This window comes from Rhizobacter sp. P2_H2, assembly GCF_056403375.1.
On record NZ_JBFUFP010000597.1, the window covers coordinates 1 to 3,353 of the forward strand.

Genomic DNA, 3,353 nt, shown 5'->3' on the forward strand with positions numbered 1-3,353 from the left:
AGAACAGCGCGCCCAGGTGCTCGTACACCCAGTCCTGCGTGCCGGTGATGACCTCCTTCGGGTGGTACTTGAAGTCGTGCCAGATGCTGATGGCGGGGTAGCCCGTGAGCTTCTCGCCGATCGCGCTGAAGCGCTTGTACGACCACAGGTCCTCCGGGATCATGTCGTCGTCGCTCTGCGTGCCCATCGGCCGCAGGATCACGCCGCTGTGCGTGTGGTAGCTGATGGCCGCGCCGATGTTCGGGTGCTTCAGGATGAACTCGACCATCGCCCGCACCTCGGGCTCGCTGGCCGGGTACGGGCCGGCGCCGACCTGCTCGAACTCCTGCCGCCAGGCAGAAGGGAAGTTGCGGTTCAGGTCCAACCCCTCCTGGTCGCGGTTCACGTTGACGGTCAGCCCGTCGTAGTTCTTCAGCAGGCCCTCGGGCATCAGCCGGTAGTACTCGCCGCCGAACTCGCCGGGCTCGCGCGGCACCATCAGCCGCTCGTCCTGCGGGCACTTCTTGTAGGTGCCGTGCGGGTCGGGGATGCGCATCGTCAGCATGCGGCCATCGCCATCCACGTCTTCGAGCGTCAGGCCCTCGACCGGCTCCTCGTCGTACGGGTAGCTGCGCGTCGACGAACGGATGTGGCGCGGCCGGTCGGCCAGCGCGAGCTCGGCGCCGTCGGGGTTGATGCGCGGGCACAGGTAGATCACGCGGGTGTCGAGCAGCTGCGTGACCTGGCGGCCGATCTCGTCACCCTGGCCGTACTGCGTCACCAGGTGGTGCAGGTAGTACAGGCAGGTGGTGCTGGCCGTCAGCTCGGCGGCGTGGATGTTGCCGTCGGCCCAGAACGCGGGCTTGTCGGTGTCGGGGCCGGTCGCGGTGTTGGTGACGGTCGCGAGCCAGATGTCGCGGCCTTCGTGGCTCTTGCCGATCGACTGCACCTGCACCAGGCCGGGGTGCGCGGCGGCGTAGTCGAACAGCAGCTGGGTCAGGGCGTCGTACTTGTAGAAGATGTCGAAGCGGGGCGTGGGCGTGGCGGGCAACGTCATGGCGTACGTCTGGGCGGTGATGATGCGAAGCAGCGAGTGTCGCGCAAGGCGGGCTTCGGCGTCGGCCCTCGACGTGGCCCCGCCGTGGCCCGTTAGACTGTGGCGCCTCTTCGCCGTCTCCCATGCGCATCACCACCCTCCGCCAGCAGCTTCGCGAACTCGGCGCCAAGCCGGTCCACGAGGARCGCGTGCTGCGCCAGTGGTCGCGCGCGCTGCCGCAGGATGCCGGCAAGCGCCGTCCGGAGGATTTCCTGCCGCTCGCGCTGCGCGAGGCCCTGCCGGCGCTGGTGCAACAGCTCGACGGCCTGGCGCGCCTGCGCTCCGAGCACCCGGCCGACGACGGCTCGGCCCGCCTGCTGGTCGAGCTGCCCGATGGCCAGGCGGTCGAGAGCGTGCTGCTGCCGCGCGACGGCCTGTGCGTGTCGACCCAGGTCGGCTGCGCGGTGGGCTGCGTGTTCTGCGCGACCGGCCGCGACGGGCTGCTGCGCCAGGTCGGCAGCGCCGAGATCGTCGCGCAGGTCGCGCTGGCCCGCGCGCGCCGGCCGGTGAAGAAGGTCGTCTTCATGGGCATGGGCGAGCCGGCCCACAACCTCGACAACGTGATGGAGGCCATCGAGCTGCTCGGCACCGCCGGCGGCATCGGCCACAAGAGCCTGGTGTTCTCGACCGTCGGCGACCCGCGGGTGTTCGAGCGGCTGCCCGAAGGCCCGGTGAAGCCGGCGCTGGCACTGTCGCTGCACACCACCAAGGCGGCCTTGCGCGAGCAGCTGCTGCCGCGCGCGCCGCGCATCGCGCCCGATGAACTGGTCGAGCTCGGCGAACGCTATGCGCGCGCCAGCGGCTACCCGATCCAGTACCAGTGGACGCYGCTCGACGGCATCAACGACGGCGACGACGAGATCGACGGCATCGTGCGGCTGCTGCGCGGCAAGTACGCGATCATGAACATGATTCCGTACAACACCAACGAGGGGCTGGACTTCCGGCGGCCGAGCGCGGAGCGCGCCGAGGCCATCGCGCGCACGCTGCACGGCCGCGGCGTGCTGACGACGCTGCGGCAGTCGGCGGGGCAGGACGTGGAGGGCGGTTGCGGACAACTCCGGGCGCGTGCGCTGCCGGCGGGCAGCATTCCGATCCACGCCACCTGATCCTGCTATCCGAGCCGCACCTCGTCGTGCGCACAGCCGGCCGGGATCATCGGCCAGCAGTTCGCCTCGGGCGTCACGACCACGTCGAGGAAGAACGGGCCCGGGCTCGCGAGGCACTCGGCGAGCGCCTCGTCGAGTGCGCCGCGCTGATCCACGCGGCGCGCGCGCCAGCCGAAAGCCTTCGCGAGCGCGACGAAATCCGGCTGCACGTCGAGCGCGCTCTGGCTGGTGCGCCCACCGTGCACCAGCTGCTGCCACTGCCGCACCATGCCCATGTGGCCGTTGTTCAGCAGCACCACCTTGACCGGTGCGCCCGCCTGCACGGCCGTGGCCATCTCCTGGATGTTCATCAGGATCGACGCATCGCCGCTGACGCAAACCACCAGCCGGCCCGGGTGCGCGACCTGCGCGCCGATCGCCGCCGGCAGCCCGTAGCCCATCGTGCCGGCCCCGCCCGAGGTGAGCCAGCGCCGCGGCGCGTCGAAGCGCAGGTGCTGCGCGGCCCACATCTGGTGCTGGCCGACGTCGGTCGAGACGATCGCGTCGCGGCCGTCGAGCGCTGACTGCAGCCGCGCCAGCAGCGCCTGCGGCGCGATCTGGTGCGGCGTGTCGTCGAAGGCGAGCGAGCGTTGCGCGCGCCAGCCGTCGATGCGCGCCCACCACGCGTCGAGCCGCTGCGGGTCGAGCGGCTGCGGGCCGAGCATCTCCAGCAGCGACTGCAGCAGCCAGCCGCAATCGCCGACCAGCGGCACCTGCGTCTTCACGACCTTGTTGATCGAGGTCGGGTCGATATCGACGTGGATGAAGCGCGCCTCAGGGCAGAAGCCGTCGAGCCGCCCGGTGACGCGGTCGTCGAAGCGCGCGCCGACGCACACCACCAGGTCGGCGTCATGCATCGCGAGGTTGGCCTCCAGCGTGCCATGCATGCCCAGCATGCCGAGGAACTGCGGGCTCGATGCCGGGAAGGCGCCGAGGCCCATCAGCGTCAGCGTGCACGGCGCGTGGCAGCGGCGCACCAGCTCGGCGAACGCCGCGCACGCGGCGGGGCCGGCGTTGATCAGGCCCCCGCCGCCGTAGAACACCGGCCGCCGTGCCTCGCGCAGCGCGTCGACCGCGCCGCGCAGCGACGCGCCCGGACGCGCCGGCCGCGGCTCGGCGGCCCACGGGGC

General features: G+C 71.4%; 3 protein-coding genes. 1 reads left to right on the forward strand and 2 read right to left on the reverse strand.

Annotation, left to right across the window (positions count from 1 at the left end; all coding sequences use genetic code 11):
* Positions 1 to 1,036, reverse strand: a 1,036-nt coding sequence (locus tag AC1D15_RS23120) for a M14 family metallopeptidase (RefSeq protein ID WP_477827816.1), incomplete at its 3' end; no start/stop codon positions are given.
* A 122-nt stretch (positions 1,037 to 1,158) separates the two neighbouring features.
* Between AC1D15_RS23120 and AC1D15_RS23125 the strand changes: the two genes are divergently transcribed.
* Positions 1,159 to 2,184: an RNA methyltransferase gene (locus AC1D15_RS23125; protein WP_477827817.1), complete on the forward strand. Its 1,026-nt coding sequence runs from the start codon at positions 1,159 to 1,161 to the stop codon at positions 2,182 to 2,184.
* A gap of 5 nt (positions 2,185 to 2,189) precedes the next feature.
* Here AC1D15_RS23125 and AC1D15_RS23130 read toward each other — a convergent pair.
* Positions 2,190 to 3,353: thiamine pyrophosphate-dependent enzyme (locus tag AC1D15_RS23130; RefSeq protein WP_477827818.1), on the reverse strand; the 1,164-nt coding region annotated here is incomplete at its 5' end.